This is a genomic window from Prosthecobacter sp., assembly GCF_044232965.1.
In the GTDB taxonomy this organism is placed as follows: domain Bacteria; phylum Verrucomicrobiota; class Verrucomicrobiia; order Verrucomicrobiales; family Verrucomicrobiaceae; genus Prosthecobacter.
Window position 1 is genome coordinate 21,355 of the sequence record NZ_JBIIKX010000049.1, and the last position, 25,435, is coordinate 46,789.

At 54.4% G+C, this 25,435-nt stretch carries 31 protein-coding genes and 2 tRNA genes; 28 read left to right on the top strand and 5 right to left on the bottom strand.

What is annotated here, in order from left to right:
- Window positions 1-7 precede the first annotated feature (7 nt).
- Both ACILSI_RS18305 and ACILSI_RS18310 read left to right on the top strand, forming a co-directional pair.
- Window positions 8-81: transfer RNA gene (locus ACILSI_RS18305), tRNA-OTHER, on the top strand.
- Window positions 82-422: 341 nt separating this feature from the next.
- Window positions 423-493: transfer RNA gene (locus tag ACILSI_RS18310), tRNA-Gly, on the top strand.
- Between the two features lie 320 nt (window positions 494-813).
- On the opposite strand, the gene ACILSI_RS18315 is transcribed toward ACILSI_RS18310, so the two are convergent.
- Window positions 814-969, bottom strand: a complete 156-nt coding sequence (locus tag ACILSI_RS18315; protein ID WP_395723351.1) for a hypothetical protein — start codon at window positions 967-969, stop codon at window positions 814-816.
- 519 nt (window positions 970-1,488) lie between these two features.
- On the opposite strand from ACILSI_RS18315, the gene ACILSI_RS18320 reads away from it, so the two are divergent.
- The 12 genes from ACILSI_RS18320 to ACILSI_RS18375 all read left to right on the top strand — a co-directional run bounded on the left by ACILSI_RS18320 (window position 1,489) and on the right by ACILSI_RS18375 (window position 11,606).
- Window positions 1,489-1,866: a hypothetical protein gene (locus ACILSI_RS18320; protein ID WP_395723352.1), complete on the top strand. Its 378-nt coding sequence runs from the start codon at window positions 1,489-1,491 to the stop codon at window positions 1,864-1,866.
- Between the two features lie 48 nt (window positions 1,867-1,914).
- Entirely contained in the window at window positions 1,915-3,246 is a 1,332-nt protein-coding gene (locus ACILSI_RS18325; RefSeq protein ID WP_395723353.1) for a hypothetical protein, read from the top strand.
- A gap of 21 nt (window positions 3,247-3,267) precedes the next feature.
- Complete coding sequence (locus ACILSI_RS18330; RefSeq protein ID WP_395723354.1) at window positions 3,268-3,768, top strand: hypothetical protein; 501 nt, start codon at window positions 3,268-3,270, stop codon at window positions 3,766-3,768.
- Between the two features lie 4 nt (window positions 3,769-3,772).
- Window positions 3,773-4,204 carry a hypothetical protein gene (locus ACILSI_RS18335; protein ID WP_395723355.1) on the top strand — a complete coding sequence of 144 codons (432 nt, stop codon included), beginning with the start codon at window positions 3,773-3,775 and terminating at the stop codon, window positions 4,202-4,204.
- 128 nt (window positions 4,205-4,332) lie between these two features.
- Window positions 4,333-4,932 (top strand): hypothetical protein, encoded by a 600-nt coding sequence (locus ACILSI_RS18340; protein ID WP_395723356.1) that lies wholly within the window; start codon window positions 4,333-4,335, stop codon window positions 4,930-4,932.
- A 213-nt stretch (window positions 4,933-5,145) separates the two neighbouring features.
- Window positions 5,146-5,472, top strand: a complete 327-nt coding sequence (locus ACILSI_RS18345; protein ID WP_395723357.1) for a hypothetical protein — start codon at window positions 5,146-5,148, stop codon at window positions 5,470-5,472.
- Between the two features lie 256 nt (window positions 5,473-5,728).
- Entirely contained in the window at window positions 5,729-6,718 is a 990-nt protein-coding gene (locus ACILSI_RS18350) for a type II secretion system protein GspD (RefSeq protein WP_395723358.1), read from the top strand.
- 36 nt (window positions 6,719-6,754) lie between these two features.
- Window positions 6,755-7,351 carry a hypothetical protein gene (locus ACILSI_RS18355; protein WP_395723359.1) on the top strand — a complete coding sequence of 199 codons (597 nt, stop codon included), beginning with the start codon at window positions 6,755-6,757 and terminating at the stop codon, window positions 7,349-7,351.
- The gene (locus tag ACILSI_RS18360; protein WP_395723360.1) at window positions 7,348-9,039 is read left to right on the top strand and encodes a GspE/PulE family protein; all 1,692 of its coding nucleotides are present in this window, start codon (window positions 7,348-7,350) and stop codon (window positions 9,037-9,039) included. The genes ACILSI_RS18355 and ACILSI_RS18360 overlap by 4 nt, the downstream gene beginning before the upstream one ends.
- 3 nt (window positions 9,040-9,042) lie before the next feature.
- Window positions 9,043-10,260, top strand: coding sequence for a type II secretion system F family protein (locus ACILSI_RS18365; protein WP_395723361.1), 1,218 nt, complete (start codon window positions 9,043-9,045; stop codon window positions 10,258-10,260).
- Window positions 10,261-10,263: 3 nt separating this feature from the next.
- On the top strand, window positions 10,264-10,890 hold the full coding sequence (locus tag ACILSI_RS18370; protein WP_395723362.1) for a type II secretion system protein: 627 nt from the start codon (window positions 10,264-10,266) through the stop codon (window positions 10,888-10,890).
- Complete coding sequence (locus tag ACILSI_RS18375) at window positions 10,839-11,606, top strand: transposase (protein WP_395723363.1); 768 nt, start codon at window positions 10,839-10,841, stop codon at window positions 11,604-11,606. Before ACILSI_RS18370 ends, ACILSI_RS18375 begins: the two co-directional genes overlap by 52 nt.
- On the opposite strand, the gene ispH is transcribed toward ACILSI_RS18375, so the two are convergent.
- The 3 genes from ispH to ACILSI_RS18390 form a co-directional block, all read right to left on the bottom strand.
- Window positions 11,593-12,489: a 4-hydroxy-3-methylbut-2-enyl diphosphate reductase gene (gene ispH, locus ACILSI_RS18380; RefSeq protein ID WP_395723364.1), complete on the bottom strand. Its 897-nt coding sequence runs from the start codon at window positions 12,487-12,489 to the stop codon at window positions 11,593-11,595. The two genes, ACILSI_RS18375 and ispH, sit on opposite strands and share 14 nt — an antisense overlap.
- 79 nt (window positions 12,490-12,568) lie before the next feature.
- Window positions 12,569-12,871 (bottom strand): transcriptional regulator, encoded by a 303-nt coding sequence (locus ACILSI_RS18385; protein WP_395723365.1) that lies wholly within the window; start codon window positions 12,869-12,871, stop codon window positions 12,569-12,571.
- Complete coding sequence (locus ACILSI_RS18390) at window positions 12,868-13,524, bottom strand: hypothetical protein (protein WP_395723366.1); 657 nt, start codon at window positions 13,522-13,524, stop codon at window positions 12,868-12,870. The genes ACILSI_RS18385 and ACILSI_RS18390 overlap by 4 nt, the downstream gene beginning before the upstream one ends.
- Before the next feature lie 129 nt (window positions 13,525-13,653).
- On the opposite strand from ACILSI_RS18390, the gene ACILSI_RS18395 reads away from it, so the two are divergent.
- The 14 genes from ACILSI_RS18395 (at window position 13,654) to ACILSI_RS18460 (ending at window position 25,196) form a co-directional block, all read left to right on the top strand.
- Complete coding sequence (locus ACILSI_RS18395; RefSeq protein WP_395723367.1) at window positions 13,654-14,811, top strand: CAP domain-containing protein; 1,158 nt, start codon at window positions 13,654-13,656, stop codon at window positions 14,809-14,811.
- Between the two features lie 6 nt (window positions 14,812-14,817).
- The gene (locus ACILSI_RS18400) at window positions 14,818-15,870 is read left to right on the top strand and encodes a peroxiredoxin family protein (protein ID WP_395723368.1); all 1,053 of its coding nucleotides are present in this window, start codon (window positions 14,818-14,820) and stop codon (window positions 15,868-15,870) included.
- A gap of 155 nt (window positions 15,871-16,025) precedes the next feature.
- Window positions 16,026-17,810 carry a GspE/PulE family protein gene (locus tag ACILSI_RS18405; RefSeq protein ID WP_395723369.1) on the top strand — a complete coding sequence of 595 codons (1,785 nt, stop codon included), beginning with the start codon at window positions 16,026-16,028 and terminating at the stop codon, window positions 17,808-17,810.
- Window positions 17,811-17,814: 4 nt separating this feature from the next.
- Window positions 17,815-19,056 carry a type II secretion system F family protein gene (locus tag ACILSI_RS18410; protein ID WP_395723370.1) on the top strand — a complete coding sequence of 414 codons (1,242 nt, stop codon included), beginning with the start codon at window positions 17,815-17,817 and terminating at the stop codon, window positions 19,054-19,056.
- Between the two features lie 9 nt (window positions 19,057-19,065).
- The gene (gene gspG, locus ACILSI_RS18415) at window positions 19,066-19,503 is read left to right on the top strand and encodes a type II secretion system major pseudopilin GspG (protein WP_395723371.1); all 438 of its coding nucleotides are present in this window, start codon (window positions 19,066-19,068) and stop codon (window positions 19,501-19,503) included.
- A 36-nt stretch (window positions 19,504-19,539) separates the two neighbouring features.
- A complete protein-coding gene (locus ACILSI_RS18420; protein WP_395723372.1) occupies window positions 19,540-20,040 on the top strand; it encodes a Tfp pilus assembly protein FimT/FimU in 501 nt (166 codons plus the stop codon).
- Window positions 20,037-20,450: a hypothetical protein gene (locus tag ACILSI_RS18425; protein WP_395723373.1), complete on the top strand. Its 414-nt coding sequence runs from the start codon at window positions 20,037-20,039 to the stop codon at window positions 20,448-20,450. Before ACILSI_RS18420 ends, ACILSI_RS18425 begins: the two co-directional genes overlap by 4 nt.
- Window positions 20,422-21,093: a type II secretion system protein gene (locus tag ACILSI_RS18430; protein ID WP_395723374.1), complete on the top strand. Its 672-nt coding sequence runs from the start codon at window positions 20,422-20,424 to the stop codon at window positions 21,091-21,093. The genes ACILSI_RS18425 and ACILSI_RS18430 overlap by 29 nt, the downstream gene beginning before the upstream one ends.
- On the top strand, window positions 21,090-22,097 hold the full coding sequence (locus ACILSI_RS18435) for a general secretion pathway protein GspK (RefSeq protein ID WP_395723375.1): 1,008 nt from the start codon (window positions 21,090-21,092) through the stop codon (window positions 22,095-22,097). Before ACILSI_RS18430 ends, ACILSI_RS18435 begins: the two co-directional genes overlap by 4 nt.
- A complete protein-coding gene (locus ACILSI_RS18440; protein WP_395723376.1) occupies window positions 22,081-23,295 on the top strand; it encodes a hypothetical protein in 1,215 nt (404 codons plus the stop codon). Before ACILSI_RS18435 ends, ACILSI_RS18440 begins: the two co-directional genes overlap by 17 nt.
- A complete protein-coding gene (locus ACILSI_RS18445; protein WP_395723377.1) occupies window positions 23,282-23,869 on the top strand; it encodes a hypothetical protein in 588 nt (195 codons plus the stop codon). The genes ACILSI_RS18440 and ACILSI_RS18445 overlap by 14 nt, the downstream gene beginning before the upstream one ends.
- Complete coding sequence (locus ACILSI_RS18450; RefSeq protein WP_395723378.1) at window positions 23,866-24,456, top strand: hypothetical protein; 591 nt, start codon at window positions 23,866-23,868, stop codon at window positions 24,454-24,456. The genes ACILSI_RS18445 and ACILSI_RS18450 overlap by 4 nt, the downstream gene beginning before the upstream one ends.
- A 350-nt stretch (window positions 24,457-24,806) precedes the next feature.
- Window positions 24,807-25,007, top strand: coding sequence for a hypothetical protein (locus ACILSI_RS18455; protein ID WP_395723379.1), 201 nt, complete (start codon window positions 24,807-24,809; stop codon window positions 25,005-25,007).
- Window positions 25,008-25,055: 48 nt separating this feature from the next.
- The gene (locus ACILSI_RS18460; RefSeq protein ID WP_395723380.1) at window positions 25,056-25,196 is read left to right on the top strand and encodes a PEP-CTERM sorting domain-containing protein; all 141 of its coding nucleotides are present in this window, start codon (window positions 25,056-25,058) and stop codon (window positions 25,194-25,196) included.
- A gap of 28 nt (window positions 25,197-25,224) precedes the next feature.
- Here the strand turns inward: ACILSI_RS18460 and ACILSI_RS18465 are convergent, their stop codons facing one another.
- On the bottom strand, window positions 25,225-25,308 hold the full coding sequence (locus ACILSI_RS18465; protein WP_395723381.1) for a PEP-CTERM sorting domain-containing protein: 84 nt from the start codon (window positions 25,306-25,308) through the stop codon (window positions 25,225-25,227).
- Between the last annotated feature and the right edge of the window lie 127 nt (window positions 25,309-25,435).

A 25,435-nucleotide genomic window follows, 5' to 3' on the forward strand; every position in this document is an offset into this window, starting at 1 on the left:
TTCATTTGTGCCTTGTATTTGCTTGATGGTTTGCGGTCTCCGAAGCCGCATATCCAGGTTCGATTCCTGGCGGGCGCACCAGTCGAAAACGGCTGAATTATTCATGAAGTCCCCCCAGCTTTGCTGAGCGACTCCCAGAGTTTGACAGTTCCGGGAGTCCCCAGATGGCTGGTGATGTGTGACCGTTCAACGTGACACAAGCCAATTAAATGAACGGAATGACCAAACTCTGAATCATACGAAATGAGGTTGTGGATGTCATGGGGTCGTCGTCCCAAAGCGTCGGTATAAAGTTCTCCGCAAGGAACTGAGACCGTATTTGAAAGTGGTGCTCATACCTGAAGCAGGGATATGATGCACAGGTCACATACAACGGCCTTGATTGACAACACCATGACACTCTGTACCTGTCGTTTCGCTTCGCGGGTGTAGTTCAATGGTAGAACACGAGCTTCCCAAGCTTGATACGTGGGTTCGATTCCCATCACCCGCTCTCCTTTGTGCATCAACACTTTGAGTCTCGCGAGAAGCAAAAGTAAAAATGCGTCCGGCCATGTCCAGCAGTGACTTTGGCGGAATCGAAACCGGCTTTTTAAGCGGTTCGTCGGATGGTTCGAGGCCGCACGGCCATCAACACAAGTCCCGTTCCCCATGCGTTTCAGACAGGCTGCTGGTTGTCAGGCCACAAGGAAGCAGGGCTGGAGATTGGACGGCGGGCACCGGGCCTTGATCACTGCGAATGCTGTGGCGACGGTGACAAATTGTCGAAAGCCTCCGAACCGGGGGGGATCAGTGACAGATTCATATTCAATCTCAAAAGTGGTGTCGCAAGGCTTGGGGCGTGACAGCAGGTGATGTCATGGCCGTCATCCTTCCGGCAAGAAAACCTAAGGCCGCTGCCATGATGACACCACGGCTGCTTTGCAGATGAGGGAAGCGCGAAGGGAGCAGCATGGCGATAATAGCCATGAACTGTATCAGCGTAATCAACCGCACCAGGTCGGTTTATGGCTCCTGACATCCGTAGCCTCTGCACTTCGGATTTGAACTCTGAAACAGGTGGCCGCTTCATGGCGGTCACTCGACCTCAATCGGCTGGCTTCACAGCTTTCACTGGCGGCGTGGTGTGCCAACTGCGTATGCCTGCGCGCGACGAGCGCCTCACCGCCAAGTGGTGAAGCTTTGACACAAGCACTTCGTTGCATAGGGAACATAGCTCCTAGCTACGGCCTCTATGATGGCAGCATCTTCCTACAACGCTTGGCAGGAGCTTAAAAGTCCGGCCCTCACGCTTAATACAAGTGACAAGATAGGTGAAGGTAAATAGTTATTTAGGCAGGGGTAAATAGCAATTTCAATATTGACAATCGGCTGCCAGTTTCGTTAACTGCCATGCAATCTAAAATAATCCAAAAAATCCCAGCCACTCATTCCTCATGAAAATAAGCACCACTACAAACCGTCACTTGAAATCAGGCTTCACCTTGATTGAAATCAGGCTTCACCTTGATTGAAATCAGCTTGATTATTGCTCTTTTGCTAGGGCTTATCGCAGTTGCGTTTGTTGGCATTGGCAGTTATCGCAAAGGAGCTGACAAAGCAAAATGCAAAATGCAACTTGCCGCCGTTCAGAAAGCAATACGTGGAAAGGCCAACATGGAAAATCTGGCAATTGCTGCCACGCTTGCCTCCACAGATGTTTTTGGAACTGGGAAAATGATCAACACTGAGCCAGTTTGCCCATCTGGTGGCACTTATACATGGACTGGAGACGTGCCGGCGATAGGTACTCCATACGGCAACTGCAACCATGTTGATGGTGACACTACGCATGTGCTCTCCACGACTGAGACAACCGATTGGTAAACATCGGCCGTTCACGCTGGAGAAAAAAATCATTCACACCATGAGATTGTGATCTCTCTCACAGATCCCACTCTGTTGAGCCAGGCTGACGCGTATCGTCAGGCAAAGATAATTTACTCCAGAAACGACCGATCCTCAGGCGATTCCAATTGGTTTCAATCGCCTGAAAAGCTGGAATGTCAGTGGCATATTTGGATTGATGGTGGCAGAGACATTCACTCTGCCACCCTTTCGTTTAAAGACGGCCAGTGGAGAAGTGGGCCTTCACTATCATTAGCCACTCTGACAACGGGCGAAAACGTTGAACAACTTTTTACCGCACTCCTTTCGCCAAGTAACTTTGGATCTAAGCCCAAAGCAATAGGCGTAATATTACATATAGCAGACGAACTGGCTTTGGCAAAATTAGATGAGGCCTCTTCAGCGCTCTGCTCTGGCGAAGATGTTCAGTTATTGCGCTACAACTTGATTGAACAGCCAGTTGAAGCCCTTGAAGACAAAAAAGTATCTGAAGAATTAACCAGTTGGCGGTTGTTACCATTTCCAGGAGCAAAAGTTGGGCACACTCGGTGTACAGTAGTCAGTCTCACGAGAACTCGTGAGGCATTTTTAAAAAAGTTAATCACAGCAGGTGAAACAGCCCGCATTCCAGTGCGGGTTGCCATCACCTCAGCACCTTTGGAGTCTCTGGCGGCTGTTCCACTTTTAACCCCACGATTATCAACCGGCTGCTTGCTAGTACTTCCGTATTTAAAGTTTACGGCGGTTTTTTTGATCTCAGACAAAGGGGAGTTAGTCAGCATGCGAAGCCTTGTTCACAGAAGTGATTCACCTCTTCCTGCAGGCTTAAGAGACATTCTTTGGAACATGGCCGTGCGTGCAGAAGTTGGAGGCTCAGCCAACGTCCCTAAAGTTTTAGTAGCCTCTCCTGATGAGGCGCTCCAGCAACTCATCAAGCGAGAGCTAGCTCAAACATCAAATCGTGATCACGAACTTGATTTTTCCGCGTTAATTTTTTCCGAACACCCGGCCCTTTCAAAAGTGCCAGGACGGCACCTGGAATTATTGTTGTACGAGCCAAACTTGGCTGCCCGCCTTAAAGATAGCAGCCCCACACTGGCAGAAACTGAAACTTTTTCGAGTCTTTGCAACTGGGTCGCCAAGCAAAGTTTTTTTAACACCACAAAGCTCGATGAGCAATACCCATCATTAAGCGACTTCCGCTTGATGCGTCTGTCCAAGTGGGCTTTCAGAGTAATGGCCCTGATACTATTCATGATGGTTGTCTATGGTTCACGCACCTTGTTTGAAGCAATAAATCACCCTTCATGGAAGCTTACGGCCGAGCAAATAAAGAAAGCAGAGGAGACGCATGCCTGACTGCTCCGTGAAACTCAACAGATGGCTCAAACCAAGTTCTTAATGCAACCAAGGTCGCGAGGTTGGATTAACTTAGAGTTTTTGTATCATTTGTTTCCAGAAGACTCAGGCGTCCGATTGGAAAAATATTCATATCTCCTCGAAAGTGATAAGAGTGCCAAGCCCGCTGCAAAGACGTCAGTGCCATCCAGCATCGCACTTGTAAGGACTTGGAACTTAAAAGGCTTGGTCAAGGCAAAAGGCATGGAAGTGCTGAGTAATTTAAACAGTCAACGAGGGCTTACTGCTTTTTTCGAAAAAGTTTCAAAATTAACCAGTGACAAAAGCTATGAACCTGACCCGACAAGATTGCTGACGGTAACTCTAACCCAATCAAGAAACCCCAGATATGATGCACAAGCCACAGCTTCAGATACTGTTCGCGAGCCTGTATTAACTTTTCCGTTCACCTTTGAAGCGACCATAACACAAAAATTTTCGGAAAAGGATACATTTGCACTCCCCGTAGAGAAGCCTTTTTAACAAAGTGAGCGCTTATACGAAATCAATTATTCGCGTCGGCATCATACCGCCCGCTTTATTTAATATCGCGCTGATAGTGGCGGCTTTTTATGGTATTTCGAAAGTCAGTGCCATCCGCGACTCGAATCTTGAAGTCTATCAGTCTCAGTTGCTGAGACAGCAAGCCATAAACACACTAGAGTCAAAAAATGCTCCAGAACGAAAACTATTTGAAGATCAGAAGTTAATTTTACGTTCAGACCCAGGTCTCTTGTTTACAAAAATTCTTGATCGTATGCTAACAAAATACAAAGCCTACGAACTAGACCGAAATAGCCTTGTCTTTCCTCTTGATCGTGGAAATTTGGGAAGAGGTGTGAAATGCAGCTTGTTACGAGTTAAAAGCACCCTTTCGGGAGGTCTGGGCCCAATGCAGGAGGTTCTCCTGCAAGTTTAGTCATTAATCCCGCAAGCCGTGTTAGAGGAGTTAAAAATAACACGCAAGTCTGACATTTTAGTAAATCACCAAGAAAGCCTTCTACTTGAAACCACACACACATGCTGGAAAGCGGAGGAAGCAGGTAGATGAAAAAATTCTTTATTTTATACGTTATAGCCTGTGGTGAACTGGTTTTTACGCATGCGGATGATAAAAAGAGCCCAAACTCTCCACAAAAAACACTATTCATCGGTGGAGAGACAGCGGGCTTCCTTCCACCCAACAAAATAGTCCCCAGTTCAACTGAATTGGAAAAGACTGCCGAAAAACTTACTTCCCGGCTTCGCAATCAGGATCCATTTGGACTTGCCACATATCCCACGGAAAAATCTCCTTTAAAAGTGGAGGATTTAGAGCAACGCGCAACAACGAAGGTGACCTTAAATCAGGCGCTTCAAAGTTTGAATTTAAATGGCGTAAATATTACCGGACAAGAGATATTGATAGGCGGCCGTAATGCATTTATTGGAGATGTTGTGGAAATTGCATTCAAAGGCCAAATATTCCAAGCTCAGGTCTTGGAGATCAGCGCCTCGCAAGTTCTTTTTTTTGACCTTGATAGAAATGAAAAAGGTATTTTTTCACATAAAGCAGTGCCCAACTTCTTATTAGAACCAATCAAAGGCACGTCCAATTCAATGTTGGATAAACTCACTCCAGTTGAACCAATCCCGGCAAGGAGATAATCATGAGACTATTTATCAATCAGCTCTGCCTCCTGACTATAAGTTCGATATGTCTTGCTCAGGAAGCGTCTTCTTTGCGTAGCACGCCAGGTCAACAAATATCTGCACAAGAAACTGCTACTAAGCTGCTGCCCTCTACCAAAATTGGAATCGAGAACTTACCTCCGATGTCAGAAGATGGATATTGGATAGAAGGCGCCCCCTCTTAACGAGGTGTTTCAATATCTTGCGCGACGCTCGAACTTGCAGTTTTTTCATAATAATGAAATAAATACTCCGGAGTATGTTGTCACGGGTCATCTCAAAATAGATGATCCCAAAAAACAAATGGAAGAGTTGGCTATCATTTATGGATTAAGCATTTATGAACAAGAAAAAACTGTTTCTTTAGTTACAGAGCAACAGCAAATAAAATTGCCTGTGGAAGTGATGAGTTATCCACTGAAATACTTGCGCGGGGCTTCACCTAGCAAGCAGGCAGGGGCGGCAGCGAGCAACTCCGCCTCAAATGGAGCCACCGGCACAGTTGCAGACTTTTGAGAAGCTTAAATCAATCATCAAACCGCTGTTGACACGCGAAGTAGGGCTGATCGAATTTGAGGAGAAGACCAACACGCTGTTAGTCACAGATAACAAAGTTAAACTGCAGCGCGTTAGCAAATTGCTGTTGGAAATTGACAAGCCGAAATAACAGATTGTGGTCAATGTTAGAGTTCTCCGTATTAAAAGAGGTCAAGGGCGCCAGACTGGTGTCGATTGGAGCAGGGCATTAGGAGACTCGGGGCTTAGTATTGGGATGACCCAAAGGCTTAATGCGCTGTTTAATCTTCCAAATACGAACAGTTTGATTATGAGTGGGCCATCAACTGCTGTTGTCTCAACGATTAATAAAGATTACACCGAAGGGGCAGGCTTGGTTTTTGACTCACTGAGGGCGCAGGCGATTATCAGGGCGCTTGAACAGTCTGATTTAGTCACACAGGAAGCCTGCCCGACAATAATCACAGAAGACAATGAGCAAGGAGTCGTATCAATTGTTGACCGGTTCCCAATCATTACCTCAAATGTCTCTGCAACCACAGCAGGTCAGACAATCAATGAGCAAGTCCGTTATAAAATTGATCAGGATGATCCCAACTCGACTGAAGAACCGGATAAAAGTCGAGAAATAGGGGTCACCCTATCGGTCACACCAACTTTATTACCCGATGGAACAGTTCGCATGAAGTTACGCCCACGGGTTGCCAAAATTGTGGAGCTTGTCTCAGGCCGCGGCAGTAGCGGAGCCGCCAGTAACGCATATCCACGTGTCAGTGAGTCAACCGTTGAAGCAATAAGTCGAATTCCAAGCGGTCAGTCTCTCTTTCTTGGTGGGTTTTATGATTACAGCAATACGACTGGAAATAAAAAGGTGCCGATATTGGGGAGCATTCCTTTTATCAAAAACTTATTCTTAAGTAACTCGAGGCAAATGGAACAAGTAAGCCTTGTGTTTATCATTACCCCGAGTGTTTATGATGCCAGCGATATAAGAAGCCTGCAAGATGTTAATAAAAATCAGCAGGCATTTTCTGATTTTCTGCCGATTGAAATTGGAGATTCATCGCCATCATTGCTGCCAGCGGCAAACTGGTCTGAACGGACGAAACAAAATAGCAACACAAGCACCACTAATAACGTTTACTCAGAACGAGCCAAGCCTCAGAGTAACTGGTTAAAGCGCATTTTTACTCGCACACCAGTGCCGAAACCACCTTCTGCCACACCGGCTAATTCCCTGCGCTAAACTCAATAGCTTTTTTATATCTTTTGGAGGTTTCTCATGCCTGTCGAACAAATTACTGGTATCGAATTTCCTAGTGCCGTTGAATCAGCAGAATTTTCTTCGAAGGTCCAAGTGCTACAAGCAATAGCTTCATGTAACATAACACATCTGTTAAATGGTGGCTATCTAGCCAAGTCCGGAAAGGATTCTTACCAGCAAGATTATTTGCAGAGCCTTAAGCCCGGAACTACATCGACAGATTTTGTTGCTTTTCTTGCTGCGCGCAAAGCTCACGAAACTTCTCAATCTATTGAGACCGAGATTAGTGATATCCAAAACATCCTCCATGAACATATAGGAAGCTCGGTTTTTTATTGGGATTTCGGGCACATGCGGGCAGGAGTGTCGCCATTATTTGCTGCGCACCCCCCACTAAAGCTTATCTGCGAGTTGCTGGAATGCTTTATCACACTTACCAGCGATTTAAGTATTCTACATGTTGCATCGATCAACCCTATCTCCGCGCTTGTTGCGAGCTCTTGGATTAAGCATCAATTGCTTTCTGATGCGACAACCGAGATCCCATTTATATTCCCCTTCATGGTTGATTATCCAACATGGAATATATTTCCAATCCACACGTTTAAGTCATGAACCTGACTCTTGGTATTGATTTTAATGAGACAATTCAGAAATTAATCATCGCTCAATTACGCTCTCTCTGCCCTGATGAAAAAGAGCTGTCTGATGATGAAGTAATTAAAAAATCGTCGAAAAAGAGAATTTTAGGCGGACTCGGATATGCAGCCAGACTTCCATCCTTCGCAAGCATCCGAGAGATTGCAGATATTGAACTTCTAAGGTTGTGTGACCCGGTGATCCTTTCAAAAGAGATGTTCGCGCCCCTCAGACGCTCAAAAAACCGGATTTTGTTGGCAGTGGCTGACCCGTGGGATTTTCGAGCCGATGACTACTGTTCCACACACTTTCCGCACGATGAGCAGCTTAAGATCGTCACTCTTGTTTCGGAAATTTCAGCGCTCATCGAAAGCGTTTCAAGTTCATCAGGTCCCAGCAGGGCTACATTAGAGGCTGTCCAAGTGGATGAGTTTTCTGAAGATAATCTCGATTACGATGTCACTCAGAGCTACGACGAACCTATCGCTCAATTAGTTGCAGGCATGGTTGCAGATGCAATTAAGCAACGCGCTTCAGACATACACATAAAAACAGAGAAAAATAATTTTCAATATTGTTTTCGTATAGATGGAGACTTACGACAAAGAATAGAGATGCCGTTGAAACTGCGCGATCGTGTCGATGCATTTCTTCTTAATATGATGCGTCTTTCGCCGGAGGAGCGCAGTAAAAGGCCAGGAATTTCGGGGCGATTTTCTGCAATTTATTATGGCCGCCAGGTTGGGGTGCGATATGAAAGGCACCGCACATATCGTGGCTATCATATAACAATGCGGTTGCTCGACAAAACGCATTTGGAAGCCAGGCTGGGCATGGGAACATTGGCTTTTGACAAGGAAACACTTTTCCAGTTAGAAAAGGCCATGGCCGTCCCTTCGGGTATTATTGTCATGTCCGGGCCGACTGGATGTGGGAAATCTACGACTCTCAATGCCATGTTGCGTGAACTTAATCATGCAGAAGACAACATTCTCACCCTCGAAAATCCGGTTGAAGACGAGATCCCAGGTGTCACGCACTGCGATCTGCGTGATTCGACAGAGTTCAAACCGATGATAAGCAGTTTCATGAGGTCTGACCCGGATATTATTATGATGGGAGAGGTCAGGGATCGTGAATCTGCGGAACTAGCCATTGAGGCCGCTATTACCGGCCATAAAGTCTTAACAACTATTCACACACCAAGAGCCTCACTTGTCATAGAAAGATTTCAGCAGCTAGGCACTGAGAGATGGAAAATTGCCCAAACCTTAAAAGCTGCGTGCGCGCAGCGACTCGTCAAAGTTTTGTGTAACTCTTGCCGGGAGAAAACTACAGGTATTGCTGAACATGATCTGCGCATGTTTCACTTGGATTCGTCTTGGACAAACCGTGCTGTGTATGTCCATCGAGTTGGCGGTTGTGATAATTGCAAGGGGACTGGGTATTCTGGCCGGACTGCAATTTTGGAAATTTTGCCAATTAGCCCAAAAGTTGGTGATGCTCTAGCCAAGGGGGAAATAACACCGTTTGAGCTTGAGCAACAAATACGTCGTGATAGCAAAGTGCCATCCATGCGAGACAACGGTTTGAAATTGCTAGCTGAGGGTAAGACTGATTTGGATGCACTGCGTAAGCAACTTGATATGACATACGATTCTTAATTCATGAGTCTCTATCAGGTCACATTACGAAAAAATGATTCACCTGAGAATTCGAGGGTGGTTGAAATTGATGCGCCCAGTCGTGAGCAAGCGGCAGCGAATGCTCTTCAAACAGGATACCGCGTGGCTTTGATCAAAGCTCTCCCTGGGGATACTAGGGGCCATATTTCAAAAAAAGAGTTATCTAGAAAAGAGCTTATAAAGCTTTTTCGAGGTCTTGCCTCAATGCATAAGGCTAACATAAGCACATCCGACGCACTTTTGTTTTATTCCCAAGGGTTACCAGATCCCGACCTTAGAGGTTGTTTAATTAACATACGCAATAGAATTGAGACGGGAGTGCCTGTTCATGTGGCATTTGCAAAAGAACAAAAATTTGGCAGCACTATTATTACGATTATCGAGGCTGGCTCAAACGCCGGCCAGCTTGCCCAAGCCTTTAGTTCGTTGGCCCGGCGAATTAAAATTGAATTATTGTTCGCGAGTAAATTACGCACTGCCATCATGGTTCCATCGGTTGTTATTTTATTTCAAATAGGCTTGTTTATATACTCGCAGGTATATGTTGTTGCACAAGTTGAGGATACTCTTGCCAGTGTTCACATGGCTCCAGATCCACTATCTAAGGCGATTTTCTCATTCAGCCATTTTGTGCAAGTTGTTTGGCCGTTTTTTGTTTGTTTTCTGGTGGCTTTCATTATTAGTTTGTTCAAATCGTCCGCCGTGCGATCCAAGCTTCTGCTGTTTGGAATGTCCCGCTGGAATCTTCTATCAAAACTAGTCAAAGGATTGCGCCAGAGTGCTTATGTCGGGACCATGCAAATGCTGTATGCCAATGGTGTTGACCTCGCTAATGCATCCATGCTGGCTGCAAAAGTAGTTCAAGGCACTCCGATGTATGAAGGCTTTGTAAAGGCGTCACAAGTTTATGAAACAACTGGAATTCCATTCGCTGAGTCTTTAAAGCGCCATGCTAGCCTTGACCCGCAAGTGACTCACATGATTGGCATTGGTGAGAAATCCGCCTCGTTAGCTCAACAACTAGAACTTTTAAGAGATATTTACGAAGAAGACACTGAAGCGTTTATGAATGATTTTACTCAGATTATCAACTTTATTACTCTTGCGATCGCTGTTTTTATCATCGGCTTTGTTTTTGCTGGTTCTATGCTGCCAATCTTCCTAATGGGGCCTAGGATGATGCAATCTGGCAACATGTAACACATGATCTTATTTCGTATGATAAAGAACATACAGATCAGACGCTTTCAGGCTGCTTTTACTCTTGTTGAAGTATGCTTGGTGATTGGTCTGGTGATCGCTCTAACTTCATTTATTGGCCTGAGTGTTATTGCTGTTAGAGACTGGCAAATAGGAAAAACGGCCTCGCTTTCATTGCAGGCGGTGTATTCCGCCCAACGTTCATTTATGGCTGATCATCCTACAACTCAGATAGAATCAGTTTCTACATCTCAACTTGAAAGCTACTTGCCTCAAGGATGGTCTTCAATGCCCGTGTTTATCGGCTTGGATGACGAGACATTGACTCTGGATCATTCCGTGATGCCGCCACGCATCTTAAATAATGGAAACATTTATGACCCTTCTGGGAAAAATGATGATGGGATCTGGGATCTGGGATATGGGAAAGTAAGTTGCAAGAATGTGCGCCTAGCAAAGCTGGGCCAAGGACCAGTAGGCCTTTTCAGCCTGTTGAAAAACGCACCTGTTGAACTAGAAATGCTCCCCGTATGTTTGAACAACGCGAAGCGGGCGGGGCGCAAAAAGAGTTTTGGATCATGGCCGGGGAACTGCCTGCGGCGACGCCCGATGGTTGCTACCCGCGGGTGAACCGGACACTGGAGAAGATGAGCTTTGTTGCCGATGTCTGGAAGATCTGCGCACCCGCCTACGCCGAGCGCAGCAAGGGCGGACGCTCTGGCATTGATCCTGTGGTGTATTTAAAGATGCTCATGGTGGGCTTCTTCGAGAACCTGCCCAGCGAGCGGGCCATCGCCTCGCGGTGCGGCTACTTCGCGGTGAAACAGATCGGGCAGTTGCAACGCTGCGGAGTGCGCGCCGTGATAGCCGATCCGCATGAAGGGAGACGCCGTCGGGACGCGCCCCTGGAACACCGCCAGACGCTGCGCCGGGCCGCGTGTGCCACCCGCAGCGAGAGCGGCAAAGCGCTGCTGCGCAAACGCGGCGAGCATCTCGAACGAGGATTTGCCCATGTGCTCGATCACGGCGGGTTGCGCCGCGCCACGGTGCGGGGCTGTGAGAATCTGACCAAGCGTCACCTGATCGCCGCGTTGAGCTTCAACCTCAGCCTGCTGCTGCGTACGATGTTCGCCAGCGGAACTACCAAACAGTGGCTGGCAGGCCCGCTCGAGATCATTTTTCGCTCAATGGGTGTCATTGACCGACTCCTCGAAGCCTTGTTGGGTAAACTCGGAATGTATTTGCGCGCATTGGTCCTTATCACCGACTCAGACGCTGAAGGTAAAAGCGGGCAGCTCCAACCCGCACGTTCAGGGGTAAATCAACAGGCTGTTAGGCGGCTTTGAGCATGGAGCGGAGGAATTCGTGGACCGGCGTGGTGCGCAGTTCGGCGGCGATCTGGCGGAGGCGTTGCATGACGGCATCGACGGTTTCGTCGAGCGTGGAGGTTCCGGCGGTGACGCCGACATTGCGGGCATCACGGAACCACGCGGGATCGAGTTCTTCGGGGCGTTCGATTTGCAGCGTGCGCAGGCCGTGGGAGAGGGCTTTTTGGGCAAGCTGACGCGTGTTGTTGCTGTTGCGGCCGCCGATGACGACGATGTGATCGCATTCGCGAATCAGGTCGTCCATCGCGGTCTGGCGCTGCTTCGTCGGGTGGCAGATGGTATCGATGAAGCGCACCTCGGAGCTGCGGTGGAGGCGCTTGATGGCCTCGACGAGTCGAAGCGTGTTTTCGACGGGCTGCGTGGTCTGGGAGACGATGCCGAGCCGTGGATGCACGGGAATTTGCGCGAGGTCGGCTTCTTCAAGCACGACGACAGCTTGCGGAAAGTCGCCGATGAGGCCGCGAACTTCGACATGCTGGCTTTGGCCGATGACGATGGGCTGGTAGCCATCGCTGACGAGGATGGCGAGGGCGTGATGCGCTTTTTTGACGAGAGGGCAGGTGGTGTCGATGACGCTGTGACCAGCGTTTTGCCAAGCCTGACGATGTTTGTCGGAGGCCCCGTGGGCGGTGATGGCCACTTGGTGTGTCGTGGAGGACTTGAGGTCATCGAGATCGCCGCGCTTAGCACCAACAGCGGCGAGATGGCGATCGACGAGCGGATTGTGGACAAGCTGGCCGAGGATGGTTAGCGGAGCGCGTTGCGCCGCGGTGTGGGTCGTGCGCAGGGCGTCGCGGACGCCGAAGCACATGCCGTGATGTTGAGCGAGGATGATGTTCATATCTCTGGTTCTGGGTTCGAGGTTCTTAGTTCTTGGTTTAGCTTTGCGAGGCAAAGTGAATGGGCAAAAAGAAGCGGGGTTAAGTTTGCTGGGCGGCTTTGACGATCTCTCCGAGGACTTCGACGTAGTCTTTGAATGCCTTGCGACCGGCGGTGGTGAGTTCGTAGCTGGTGCGGGGGCGGGTGCCGGAGTCGTTGCGAGTTTCCTTGATGTAACCGGCGGTGCCGAGCGTGCGCAGGTGGGAGATGAGGTTGCCGTCGCTCATGCCGAGTTCGGTTTTGAGATCCTGGAAGGCCCATTCGCCCCGTGTGGAGAGCAGCGTCATGATGAAGAGGCGGCCCTTTTCGTGGATGAGCTTATCTATTTGATCGAAGTCGATCATTTCGGCTGAACCTCCGCAGGTTTCTTGGTGAAGAAGACAGCGAGGGCGTAAATGACATGCAGCAGGCCGAAGGTGAGGCCCATGACGAGCGAGGCGGGCGCTTCATCGCTGAATAGGAGTCGCACATCGCTGTTCGCGGCCCAGGCGAAGAAAAGGGCCAGTCCGGCAATGACAAAGGCCCAGCCCAAGCGCACCAGCGAGCGCGGGGAGAACCCCGAGGTCGAGAGCAACGCCAGACCGTAACACAGCACCCATATCAGCGCGGCGAGCGTCAGATTGTGCAGGAAGACGATCAAACCGATCCCGACGCAGCCGCCCACGAGCATCGGCGGCGCAAAGGCCCGCAGCGCCATGCGCATGCCTTCGGAGACGAAGGGCTGCCCGCGCCGTTTCGCCTCAGTGGCGAGCAGCAGGACGTTAAGGGACGAGGCGACGAGCAGAATGGCGATCCAGAGATCAAGGAATGTTCCGGGGGACATCAGACTGACACCGTGAGTCGCCAGTGCATGCTGAACGGGCCAGGTGGAGGCAGCGAGGGCCAGCAGGCCGCCAGTGAGCGCGGCGGGGGCGGAAACGGCCCGGTAGATGTGCGCCTTTTCCATCAAGGAGCGGATGATGCGGAGATTTTCCAACGCGGCTTCGGTCGTGCTCATGGTGATCACTTTGGCGGACAAAGTGACGTGCGCAAGCGAAACTTTGTGAGACAAAGTTTCCAGGAAGATAAGGGTTTGTTCAGCAATGAGGGATTGCAGTGATTTACGATTTCTCATAAACTTGCGTCCATGCATCCCGCAGCCCACCTATCCCATGCTGGCCGCTCGTCTGCTTTTCAGACCGGGCTGCGCTCGTTCGGGGCATGCCTGCTGCTGTGTGTCGCAGGGCAGGGAACCGGCTCTGCGGCTGACCCGACTGCGGACCAGCAGTATTGGCTGGAGCTCACGAACCGCTTCCGCAGCGCACCGCAGGCTGAGCTTGAGAAGCTGGCCAATTTTTCGTCCCCTGGTGTATGGGGCGCGCCGCAGTCAAACGATGCCAGCATAGCCTTTGCGCTGAATTACTTTGGCACCAGCGCTGTGGACTTGTTGTCGCAGTTTTCCACGCTCACCCCCGCTCCTCCGGTGGCCTGGAGCAGCGCCTTGAATGTCTCGGCCTCGGCTTATTCCAATCTCATGGTCACCACGGACCAGCAGGCGCACACGCTGGACGGTCTCACCCTCGATCAGCGCATTCAAAATGGTGGCTACAGCTCGACTTGGCTGGAAGCCGGCGAGAACTTGTTTGCCTCGACTCAGTCCATCATCCACGGCCACGGTGCTTTTGTCATCGACTGGGGCGATGGCAATGGCGCGTCACCAGGATTTGGCAATGGCATTCAAAGCCCGGCAGGCCATCGTGATGTGCTGATCGATCCGGTGTTCAAGGAAATCGGCATCGGCTTCCAAAGCATCGCGATCCCCGGCACCAATGCCGTCGCCATCGGCCCGTATGTGGCCACGCAGCATCTGGCCACGCAGTACCGGTTTGATGGCGCGAATTTCGTGGCGGACGCGATTTTGACCGGCTCGGTGTATCAGGACACCATTGCCGCCGATCTGTTTTACACGCCGGGAGAGGGCCTCGCCGGCATGGCGATCAATGTTTACAACGACGTCAGCGGCATCCTCGTGGCCAGCGGGTTCAGCAACAGCGCCGGTGGCTTCAACATCACGCTCGACGGCCTCACCGATGGCGTCGTGTATCGCGTGGAGGCTCCGGACACGGGGCTGGCCGCGCAGACCTTCACGCTCGACACGCACACGGAGAATTACGGCGTGCCGGTGATCTTCTACGACAATGTGTACTCGTCCTTCATGGTCGTGCCCGAGCCGGGTGGAATGTTGCTGTGCTTGGTGGCCGCGCTGCACGCGCTGGCGCGGCGTTCACGTCATCGCCACTCCTGAGTCGCCGTGAAGTATCTGACCTTGTTCTTGTTTTTGCTGGCTTCTGCCGTCGCACAGGAGCCGGTTTCCCCGCTGGCCGCCCAGATCCGTGGTCTCATCGACGAGTATGAAAACTCGGTGCGTGCGAACACGCAGAAAATCATCGCCGCCACCACGGAGGAGGAGAAAAACAAGTATCGCTCCAGCATTCCGAGCGCCGGGCCTTGCGCCACGAAGATGATGCAGCTCGTGCAGGCCAATCTCGATAAACCAGACGTGGTGAAGGCCGTGTCGTGGCTCGTGACGGGCGCGGCGAATTTTCCCGAGGGCCAGGAGGCGCTGAAGATGCTCGGCACGACCTTCGCGGACCGCCAAGGCATCGCTGAGGCGGTGAAGCAGCTCGAATACCACGGCCTGCCCGCCGAGCCGGTGCTCAAGGCCGTGATCGAGAAAAACACCCACCGCGAGGAGAAGGCCGCCGCGCTCTATGCCCTGGGCGCGATCCATTTCAAAAACTTCGACGCCTCCGCCGACCGCGTTTCTGGCGAGGCTTCGAAAAACAAGGCACTCGAATGCTTCCAGCAGCTCAACACCGATTACGCCGATGTGACGATCCAAGGCTTCAAGCTCGCCGACTTCGCCGCGAAGATGCTGTTTGAGATGACGAACCTGCAAGTCGGCTGCGAAGCGCCGGAGATCGAGGGCAAGGACGCCGAGGGCGTCAGTTTCAAGCTCAGCGATTATCGCGGCAAGCATGTCATCGTCATCTTTTGGGGCGGCTGGTGCCACGCCTGCCACGGCATCCTGCCGCTAATGAACCAGGCGGCGGCGCAGTTGAAGGACAAGAACGCCGTCGTGCTTGGCGTGAACACCGACATTGAGTCCGAGGCCAAAAAAGCGCTGGCTGATTATCAGGTCGCCTTCCGCAACGTGCTCGACAACACCACCAGCGGCCCGAACACGTCCCTTTATAACCTGCGCAATTTTCCCACGCTGTACCTCATCGACCCCAAGGGCCTGATCGCGATCAAGAACGGCTCACTGGACGCGATGATAAATCAGGTGAACTCCGCCAAATAGGCCATTGCCTGTTTGCGGGCCGAATCGAAGTTTGAAAAGCTGTGACCTCAACTTTTCAGCTCTCCAAATGGTTTGGAAGTATTAAAAACTTGCCTTTTTTATAAAAACCGTAAAAATACGAGGTTATCAGGTCCAATTTGGGCCGCCTTGCCATCATGCTTCCACTCATCGACCAAATCCTCACAACCGCTGGTTGTGGCGACTTGCCCGCCGTCCGGCAGGCGATTGAGGATGCGTGCTTCAATCAGACGTCCTTCGTCGATGCCGTGCTTGACTGCGAGGGCGTGAGGGAGCGGGATTTCCTGATGGCGCTGGCGAAGACGCTCAGTCTGCCCTGGTGGGAGCCGAAAGAGGAGGATTTGCCGACAGAGCAGGGGATGCGCCGCATGCTGCCGGCGGAAATCGCCCTGCGGCATCGTTTGCTGCCGATCTACACGGAGGAAAACAAGGACGATGGCGCTGATGCAACTTCCGGCGAACCCGTGCGCACGCTGCACATCGCGACGTTTGACCCGCTGAGCCTTGTGGCGCATCAGCGTGTGGCCGCCAGTCTCACGATGCCGGTGGTGTGGCATGTCGGACCGCGGACTCGCATCGTCGAAGGGCTGCAAAAGCTCTACGGTCTCGGCGCGGACACCTTTGAGAAGATCCTGCGCGGTCGGGCCGACTGGGGCGCGGAAGATTTGCGTGATGAAGTCACCGTGCTCGATGAACCCGAGGACGAGGAGGCCTCGGTCGTGCGATTTGTGAATCAAATCATCCGTCGTGGCCTCGAACAACGCGCCACAGACATTCACGTCGAGCCACAGCAGGATCGCTTGCGCATTCGCTACCGCATCGACGGGCGTCTCGAAGAACTGCCCGTGCCGGAGAACATCAAATCGCTGCAAGCCTCCGTGATCGCCCGTTTGAAGATCATGGCGCGGCTCGACATTGCCGAAAAACGTCTGCCGCAGGACGGCCGCATCAATCTCGAACTCGACGGACTCGCCATCGACGTGCGTGTCGCCACGATTCCGAGTGTCGAAGGCGAAAGCATCAGCCTGCGTCTTCTTGCACAGCAGCAGGTCACGGTGAACCGCCTCGGCCTCACCGACAACATCCGCCCCGTCGTCGATGAGTTGCTGAAACTGCCCAACGGCATCATCCTCATCACCGGACCCACCGGCAGCGGCAAATCGACCACGCTCTACGCCTTCCTCACCGAGCTCAATCAAACGCACCGCCGCATCGTCACCATCGAAGATCCGGTGGAATACAAGATGCCGGGCATCGTGCAGATCGCCGTGAAGCCCGAGATCGGCCTCACCTTCGGCGCTGGCTTGCGCAGCATTCTGCGCGGCGATCCGAATGTCGTCATGATCGGGGAAATGCGCGACCTCGAAACCACCGAGATCGCCGTGCGTGCCGCACTCACCGGTCACTTGGTTTTCAGCACGCTGCACACCAATGACGCCATCGGCGGCATCACGCGCCTCATCGACATGGGCGTTGAACCTTTCCTCGTCTCCAGCGCGGTGCGTGCCTTCTTCGCTCAACGTCTCGTGCGCAAGCTCTGCCCGTTGTGCAAGACGCCGACCCAGGTGGAGGAGCCTTATCTCAAATCCATTGGCTTCCCCTCGCATGTGCGCGGCCAGATCATGCGGGCTGTCGGCTGCGACGCCTGCCGTGGCAGCGGCTTCCAGGGCCGTCTCTCCATTTACGAGGTCGTGCTCGTCACCCACGCCTTGCAGCATCTCATCAACAGCCGCGCTCATCCCGCTGAGTTCCACAAACAGGCGCTCAAGGACGGCTACATCCCCATGCGCGGCTACGGCTTTCAAAAAGTGCTCAGCGGCGAGACGACCATTGAGGAAGTGCTCTCCGTCACCGCCGCGTCCGACCGCCAGCACAATCCGCAAACCACCACCATCGCCGCTCCAGCCCGCTTAGCCGCGTAGTTCCATGCCCACCTTCGTTTACAGCGCCCATGGCCCCTCCGGTGTCGTCACCGGGGAGCTGAACGCGTCGGATCGCGGCGAGGCCTTTGCGCTGCTGGGCAAAAAAAAGATCCAGCCCATCAAGCTTGAGATCGCAGGAGATGCCAAATCGGCGGTCAAAGCCGCCGCTAAGGGAAAAGTGACCGCCGAGACGATCACCGGCCCCATCAAGCTCAAGCTCGCGCAGGTCGTCCTCTTCATCGAAGAACTCGCCGATCTCGTTGGCGCGGGCATCCAGCTCGAACCCGCGCTCGCCACGATGGAGCGCCGAAGGGAGCTCTCCGGCATCAAAACGCTCGCCAGTGTCCTGCGCGGCAAAGTGCGCGATGGCATGTCGTTCTCGAAGGCCGTCGCCGCCACCAGTCCCAGCTTTGGCAATTTGTTCTGCGCGCTTGTTTCCGCCGGCGAGGCCAGCGGCTCGTTGAGCACCATCTTGAAGCGTCAGGCGCAGTACATGCGCTCCTTGCAGGCGCTGCGGTCGAAAGTGCTCTCCGCGCTGCTTTATCCCGCGTTTCTCATCGTCGCCGCCATCGGCGTCACGCTGCTGTTTGTCGTCTATCTCATTCCGAAGCTCACCGAGATGCTTGACTCGACGGGTGGTTCGCTGCCGCTGGCCGCGCAGATCATTTTGAAGGTCAGCGACACCTTCAAGGCGACGTGGTGGATGATGCTCATCGCCGGCGTCGCCGCGTTCATCCTCGGCAAGGCATGGATCGCGCGTCCTGAGTCTGCCATCCCTTGGTCGCGCTTCAAACTGCGGCTTCCGCTCTTTGGCGGCATCTTCAAGGCGCGGTTTTACGTCCAGTTCCTCGAAACGATGGCCAATCTGCTCGGCAACGGCCTCACCATGGTGCATGCGATGCAGCTCACGCATCAGGCCATCGAGAATCCGCACCTCCAGCGTGAGTTTGAAAGCGTCATGCGCCATGTGGGCGAAGGCGTCGCTCTCTCCCGCTCCCTCGACCGCAGTGGCCAGTTCCCGCCGCTGCTCATCGACATGGTGAACGTCGGCGAGCAGACCGGCGATATGTCTGCTGCGCTTGAGCGTGCCGCCGAGCGCTTCGACCGTGAATTGAGCAAGAAGATCGACACACTGGCTGCGCTTATCCAGCCCCTCATCGTCTGCCTGATGGCCAGCATGGTCGGCCTCATGGCCTACCTCATGATGACCACGATTTTCCAAACCATCTCCAGCATCAACAAATAGCCAAGCACCATGAAACACACCCGAACCCAACCACGCCCTTCGACCTCCGGCTTCACCCTTGTCGAAATGATTCTCGTGCTCGCCATCGTCGCGCTGCTGGTCGGAGCAGCGGTGGTCAACTTCGGCGGCGTGCTCGAAGGTGGCAAAAAAACCACTTCCAAAGGCCACATCAGCGGCATCGTGGCTGCGCTGCGCGCTTACGAGGTGGACAACATGTTCCTGCCCACCACGCAGCAAGGTTTGTCCGCCCTCGTGGAAAAGCCGAGTGGACGCCCTGCGCCGACCAGTTGGAGCGCCAAGCTCAAAAAGCTGCCCATCGACCCCTGGGGCAACCCCTACCACTACCGTCGTCCCGGCACGAAGGACAAAGGCGGCTTCGATGTCTATTCCGCAGGACCGGACGGTGTGCCGGATAATGCGGATGATATTGGTAGCTGGGATCTTTGAGCGGCTGCGCCGTGAATGACGAATGACGAAACCCGAATGACGAATTTCAGAGCCATCACGAATCACACGCCCGCCACGCTGTTTGCTCAGCGCGGCATTCGTCATTCTTGCTCTGCGGGCTTCACGCTGCTGGAAATCATCGTCGCCATGTCTCTCCTGATCCTCATCATCGGCATCGCGGTCATGAGCATCTCCGGTGTGAGGGATGAGGACAAGCTGCGCCGTGCGGTCGCGGTCATCGAGACTTCAGCGCGTCAAAATCTGCTCCAAGCACTCAGCACGCAGCAAACCGTCCGCATCGAGCTTTCGGCGGGCGCGTTCCATGTGGGAGAAGAGTTTGGCGGCATGCTACAGGTGCGCCGTGTTGGCGAAAATACCTTCCGCGCTCCGAAACGCGGCGAAACCTGGGAATTCAGCCCCACCGGCATTTGCGAGCCAATCGAGGTCCGCATGTCCGGGCCCGCCGGAGTCATCGAACTCGCGTTTGATCCGCTGACCGCCTGCGCCAAACACAAATCCATTCAGATCCGAGGATGAAACACACACGCACAGCCTCCTACGCGCCTGGTTTCGCCCTTCTCGAAATCATCCTCGCCCTTGCGCTTTTCTCGCTTGTGGCCGTTGGCATGACGCAGGCCATCGACGCCATCGCCCGGACCTCCAATGACTCCCGCATGGAGGCGCAGGTGCTGCGCGTGCTGGAGTCGGTGCTCGCCGAAGTCGCGCACCAGCCTGAATTCAAAGCCACCAGCATCACCTTCAATCCCACGGCCGACGGCATTGATGCCAGCGCCACGATTGAGAAGGTCAAACTCATCACCAAAGACAAGGTCGAGCTCGACCACATGTTTCGCATCCGCGCCGAAGCATGGATCTCCGACGGGCGCTCGCGGCGCATGAAACGCAGCATGGAAACCTATGTGTATTCGCCCCACAGCCCGATCTAAGGCCGCGTTTACGCTGCTCGAAGTCATCCTGGCCATGGCCCTCATCGGCCTGATCCTCGGTGGCGTGTATGGCGTGGCGAATGCCACGCTGCAGCTCGGCAAGTCGATGAACGAGGCGCGGGTGGCGGAGACGCGGATCACCAACTTCGTCAATCAGTGGCGTGATTATCTCGAAACGATGCCGCCGGGCATTCAGCTCACCGCCGGGGCTGAAAAAGTCTCGCGTGGCTCCTCCGGCAACCTGTTCATTCTCGGCGGGCACATGCCCTTCGTGTGGGATCGCCGCCTGAAGCTCGCGGACGCCGTCGAATTCGGCCTCGTACGCAACAAAGGAGCGAAAGATCTGTCCCTCGTGGTGCGCCATCTCAAACAGCCGAAAACCACCCGTGCGCCAGGAGAGTTCACCACCCTGGCCGAACTTCCCATTCTCGAAGGTCTCAAACAGATGCAGTGGCAGTTCTATGAGCCGGTCGAAAAGAAATGGTTCACGAGCTGGGACCCCACCAAGCGCCCGCAGCCGCCGCTGTTCATGAAGCTACGCTTCTCCTTCACCGCCGATCCGCGTGAGCATGAGTACACGTTCTGGATCGCGAATGATCTTTCCCAAGTAACAGCTCCGCCGCCGGCAGTTCCAAACCCATGACCCTCGAATGCCATAACACGAAGCCATGGAGTGCCGACGATTCGTCGGCCTTCCGGCTTCGTGTTGATCTGGCGACGATTCATCGCCACTCCAAACAACGCGGCTCCGCGCTCATCGCGGTGTTCTGGATGATCGCGGTGCTGGGCATGGTCATGTTCGCGGGCGCGAAAGCCTTGCAGGCGGACACGCAATACACCCGCACCATGCGTGGGCGCATCTTCGCCAAGCGGTATGCGGAAATGGGCCTCGAAGTGGCTCGGCATCCCGCGATCCAGCACGACGATCCGCTGCTGCACTTCAGCTCCAACGACGGCGGCGGCTACAACGTCACGCTGGTGGCCGAGGAGGCGCGGCTGAACATCAACCATCTGCTGCAAACGGGAGACAAGGTGCTGCTGCGCCGTTTGTTCACGCGCTGGGGCTTCAAACCGGAGTTCACGGCCGCCTTGTGCGACGCGCTGAAGGACTGGATCGACGGCGATGAGAACGTCAGCCTCAATGGCGCGGAAAAGCGCGAGTATGAAAACATGGGACTCGAAGGGCTGCCGTTTAACCGCCCGTTCAAAGAGGTGGATGAAATGCTGCTCGTGCGCGGCATGGAGATCGTGAACACCGCGCGGCCCGACTGGCGCGAGTGGTTCACCGTTTTTGGCGACGGACGCGTGGACATCAATGACGCGAGCGCCGAGCTCGTCTCCCTGCTGGGCGATGTGCCGATGGAACGCGTGCAGCCGCTGTTGGTCTTCCGTGCTGGCCGCGATGGCGCACCGCGCACGCAGGACGACCAGCGCCTGGGCAGCGTGCCACAGGTGGCGCAGTTGCTCGGTGTGTTCAACCGCCAGACTGTCGAGCAACTGACGCAATGGATTCAATTCGCAGGCCCGATCCGCCGCATCGAGAGCGTCGGCTCGCTCGGCCCGCTGCAACGCAAACTCATCCTCATCACCCAGGGCGGCCAGGCCGTCTGGCGGGGTGAAATTCCCGTCCATGGCAAAGACACGTAAACCCACCCACGAGCTGCTGCTCCCCGGCGCGAAGGTCTGGCAAAGCTGGACCGGCGTGGAGGAGGCGTTGTGCCAGGCCAATGGCGAGGCCACTGCCTTTGGCAAAGACGCGCCGCGTCGTGTGCTGGCGCTGCCCGCAACGCATTTCTGGGTGCTGCCAGCGTGGCTGAAAGGCCAGAGCGAGCATCTGCGCGGCATGGCGCTGCTGCATCTGGAGCGCCTGGGGGTCAAAACGAATGACGACGAGGCCAGCGTGCAGGTGCGCAGCATCGCTGAGAAGGAAGGCGCGCACCTCGCCCGCATCCTCGCGCTCAAAGACCAGCCTGTGCCGCTCACGGACACCACCCGTCTGCCGGACGAGGTCACACTGCACGCGTTGTGCTACCCGCTGGTGCAGAGCAGCATCACCATCTTCCGCGAGCTGGGCCGTCTCGTCATCGCCATCACCAGCGGCGCTCAGTTGATTTACTGCACGCCGCTGTCTTCCGCGCATCTCGATGATCATGCGCTGGCCGAGCTCAACAACATCTGTCTTCAACTTGGCTTCCAGGGCGTGTTAGGCCGCCTCGAAAGCCTCGTGCTGTGGGTCGAGGACGGCGACCTCGAAAAGATCCAGCGCGCCACCGGTCTCACGCCCTATCGTTGTGACATGCCCGCGCCGACGATGCCGATGCGTGGTTCCAGCCTGTTGATGCCAGAGGATCTGGTCATCGAGCGCCAGCGTCAGAACACCCGTGCCCGCACGCGCCTCATCGCGCTCACCATCGGCGCTGCCTTGGCGGCGGCCATCGCCCTGATCGCCTCGCTGACCTCTTTCGCCCTGCAAGAACGCAATATGCTGCGTGAAAAAGTGGCCGAGATGGCGCCACGCGCCGGCAAGGTGATGGATCACAAAAGGGCGTGGCAGGAGGCCGCTCCGGCGGTTGATCCCGCGACCTGGCCGCAGCAGATGCTGCTGCATTGCATGGAGCCGAAGTCCTCGAATGAGGCCAGCATCACGCATTGGGAGTGGACGCCGAAGCGCATGAGCATCATCGGCCGCATGCCGAGCGCCTCGCTGGCGCTGGAATACACGCAGGAGCTCAAAACCAGCGAATCGCTCGCCCATTTCACCTGGGAGACGCCCGCGCCCGTGATCGCCAGCGACAACAGCGCCACCTTTGAGATGAAAGGAGGACAGCCGGATGAAGAAGAGTGAGAAAGTTCTCCTCGGCGTCTTTGCCGTGCTGTTCCTTGCCCTCGTCGGTGGTGGTGGCGGCATGATGGCGTTCAAGAACTACCTCGAAGTGCGCGACGAGGTGGAATCCCTGCGCGACCGTCTCGCCGACATGAACCTGGCCATCTCCCAGGGCGCGAACTGGGCGGAAAGGCATGACTGGCTGGATGAATCCGTTCCCGGTTTCAGCAGCAGCCAGGAGGCCTCCGCCAAGCTGCTCGAAACCATCAGCCGCGAGGCCGAAAAGCTCAGCCTCACCATCGGCGGCAAAGAATTCATCGAGCAGGCCAAAGTTCTCGGACCGGACGGTCTGCCGCTGGATGAAGAACAGGGCTACTTTGACCAGGCCTCCGTCAAAGCCACGCTGACGGGTGTATCGGAGCAGACGTTCTTCGCGTGGTTGCACGCGTTGCAACAGCCGAAGTCCTTCATCGGCATCACACGTCTTCAGATCAATCCCAGCGGCACGAACAAGACCATCAATGTCGAGGTCGAGTTCACGCAGTTCTACCACGAGCGGCCGGCTCCCAAAGTCTCCAAAACCAGCCAGTCATGAACGCGCGTCTTTTCCATGGTGCCATTCTCAGCGGGGTGATCTTGATCACCACGGGCCTTGGTGCGCAGGAGGCCAAGCCATCAGAGCCGCCAGTGGAATTTCCGAAGCTGGAGAAATTTGATACGCTTTGGAAGCGGTCCATCTTCACGACGAAGGATCTGCCCTCGCCGGATGCCCCCACGGGGCCGAACTTCGCGGACAACCTCAGTCTCTCCGGCATCTACGAGATCGATGGCGCGGTGGTGGCCGTGCTGGTGGACCGTGTGACTTCGCAGGTCATGGAAGCACGCATCGGCTCTGAGAACGAGATGGGCATCAAGATCCGCCAGGTGACGCCGGGAGCCAGCGTGGACAAGACGCGCATCCAATTGCAGAGGGGGGATCAGGCCGGCTGGGTCAGCTTTGCCGATCCGGCCGCGACGCACCCTTCGGAAGTCGTCCAGCGCGCGGTCATTCCCACCCAGGCGCCTGCCGCCGGAGCCCCCAAGCCACCGCCCATGAACCGCCGGTCGCCGATCATTCCCAATCCCATCCTTCCCCCTCCGGCGGCTTCTTCCAAAAGCGACGTGCCGCTGCCGCCGCCTTGAGTGGCTGCTGATATGTGGCCGCTCAAACACGCGGTGTCGTAGGTGGTGGGCGACGCCTCGATTTTTGTGAGGCTGTGCTTCTGGGCGCGTGGTCGCTTCATTGCAAGCGGTGGGCAATCAGCTTTGAGCGGTCAACCTATGACAAGCACTCCTGCTTTGCATGCCTCTCTTTGCATCGCCTCGCGTTTTTATCGGCGCGACTGAAACACCAGTTCGGTCTCAACGAGAGGTATGGGAAGATGAAACACTTCGCTTCCTGAGGGCAGGTTTACACGATGGAGGCGGACCTCACTGCTTCGGTTAACGCATTTCCTGCCGACTGGGGAGCCATTGGCTTTTACAATTCTCCTGTGGGGCAGCTCTGTATGTATCTGGCGAAGGATGGCAACTACGACGTGGTCGTCGGTGCCGGCACGTTTCTCACCGCCGAGCTTGCGGGCGCCGCGCCTTTGTTCAATGCCACCGGTTTCAATCACCTCGCTCTGAATTACGACACGAGCATCCACATCGCTTCCTCTTCCATCAACGGCACCAGTATTCTTGTCGGCTAAGACCTGGATGGCCTTTCATTCACGCCGACCATCAACCATTCCGGCTTTATGTTTCACCGCTTGGATGGCGCAAAGATCGACAATTTCTCACTTTCTTCCACCGCCGTGTCAGAGCCAGCGCGGATGCTGCTACTGGCGCTTGGGAGCCAGGGTGTGATCTTGCGGCGGCGCAGAAGGTCTTGGTCTTGAAACTTTGATGAAGCCAAATTCAGCCGGATCAAGCGCGCCTGCGCCGTACCAGCAGGCATGTCAGGCCCAGACCGGAGAGCAGCGTGCGAGATGGCTCCGGGATTTGAGTCAGACTAGGCGGTGTCTTTGCAAATCAAGCGAGGTGAGTTCTATCCAGGAGGGCGGCGAAAGTGATGAACCCCGCAAAGGATGAGGCGGTTTTGTCGGCACGCAAAGCGAGGCGTTTGTGTGCCTTCATG

What these genes read in the sequence shown, in the direction of transcription:
- ACILSI_RS18315 (WP_395723351.1), bottom strand. Translation starts at nt 969, where the DNA reads ATGGCTATTATCGCCATGCTGCTCCCTTCGCGCTTCCCTCATCTGCAA.
- ACILSI_RS18330 (WP_395723354.1), top strand. Translation starts at nt 3,268, where the DNA reads ATGGCTCAAACCAAGTTCTTAATGCAACCAAGGTCGCGAGGTTGGATT.
- ACILSI_RS18340 (WP_395723356.1), top strand. Translation starts at nt 4,333, where the DNA reads ATGAAAAAATTCTTTATTTTATACGTTATAGCCTGTGGTGAACTGGTT.
- ACILSI_RS18350 (WP_395723358.1), top strand. Translation starts at nt 5,729, where the DNA reads ATGACCCAAAGGCTTAATGCGCTGTTTAATCTTCCAAATACGAACAGT.
- ACILSI_RS18355 (WP_395723359.1), top strand. Translation starts at nt 6,755, where the DNA reads ATGCCTGTCGAACAAATTACTGGTATCGAATTTCCTAGTGCCGTTGAA.
- ACILSI_RS18360 (WP_395723360.1), top strand. Translation starts at nt 7,348, where the DNA reads ATGAACCTGACTCTTGGTATTGATTTTAATGAGACAATTCAGAAATTA.
- ACILSI_RS18365 (WP_395723361.1), top strand. Translation starts at nt 9,043, where the DNA reads ATGAGTCTCTATCAGGTCACATTACGAAAAAATGATTCACCTGAGAAT.
- ACILSI_RS18370 (WP_395723362.1), top strand. Translation starts at nt 10,264, where the DNA reads ATGATCTTATTTCGTATGATAAAGAACATACAGATCAGACGCTTTCAG.
- ACILSI_RS18375 (WP_395723363.1), top strand. Translation starts at nt 10,839, where the DNA reads ATGGCCGGGGAACTGCCTGCGGCGACGCCCGATGGTTGCTACCCGCGG.
- ispH (WP_395723364.1), bottom strand. Translation starts at nt 12,489, where the DNA reads ATGAACATCATCCTCGCTCAACATCACGGCATGTGCTTCGGCGTCCGC.
- ACILSI_RS18385 (WP_395723365.1), bottom strand. Translation starts at nt 12,871, where the DNA reads ATGATCGACTTCGATCAAATAGATAAGCTCATCCACGAAAAGGGCCGC.
- ACILSI_RS18390 (WP_395723366.1), bottom strand. Translation starts at nt 13,524, where the DNA reads ATGAGCACGACCGAAGCCGCGTTGGAAAATCTCCGCATCATCCGCTCC.
- ACILSI_RS18395 (WP_395723367.1), top strand. Translation starts at nt 13,654, where the DNA reads ATGCATCCCGCAGCCCACCTATCCCATGCTGGCCGCTCGTCTGCTTTT.
- ACILSI_RS18405 (WP_395723369.1), top strand. Translation starts at nt 16,026, where the DNA reads ATGCTTCCACTCATCGACCAAATCCTCACAACCGCTGGTTGTGGCGAC.
- ACILSI_RS18410 (WP_395723370.1), top strand. Translation starts at nt 17,815, where the DNA reads ATGCCCACCTTCGTTTACAGCGCCCATGGCCCCTCCGGTGTCGTCACC.
- gspG (WP_395723371.1), top strand. Translation starts at nt 19,066, where the DNA reads ATGAAACACACCCGAACCCAACCACGCCCTTCGACCTCCGGCTTCACC.
- ACILSI_RS18420 (WP_395723372.1), top strand. Translation starts at nt 19,540, where the DNA reads ATGACGAATTTCAGAGCCATCACGAATCACACGCCCGCCACGCTGTTT.
- ACILSI_RS18425 (WP_395723373.1), top strand. Translation starts at nt 20,037, where the DNA reads ATGAAACACACACGCACAGCCTCCTACGCGCCTGGTTTCGCCCTTCTC.
- ACILSI_RS18430 (WP_395723374.1), top strand. Translation starts at nt 20,422, where the DNA reads ATGTGTATTCGCCCCACAGCCCGATCTAAGGCCGCGTTTACGCTGCTC.
- ACILSI_RS18435 (WP_395723375.1), top strand. Translation starts at nt 21,090, where the DNA reads ATGACCCTCGAATGCCATAACACGAAGCCATGGAGTGCCGACGATTCG.
- ACILSI_RS18440 (WP_395723376.1), top strand. Translation starts at nt 22,081, where the DNA reads ATGGCAAAGACACGTAAACCCACCCACGAGCTGCTGCTCCCCGGCGCG.
- ACILSI_RS18445 (WP_395723377.1), top strand. Translation starts at nt 23,282, where the DNA reads ATGAAGAAGAGTGAGAAAGTTCTCCTCGGCGTCTTTGCCGTGCTGTTC.
- ACILSI_RS18450 (WP_395723378.1), top strand. Translation starts at nt 23,866, where the DNA reads ATGAACGCGCGTCTTTTCCATGGTGCCATTCTCAGCGGGGTGATCTTG.
- ACILSI_RS18460 (WP_395723380.1), top strand. Translation starts at nt 25,056, where the DNA reads ATGTTTCACCGCTTGGATGGCGCAAAGATCGACAATTTCTCACTTTCT.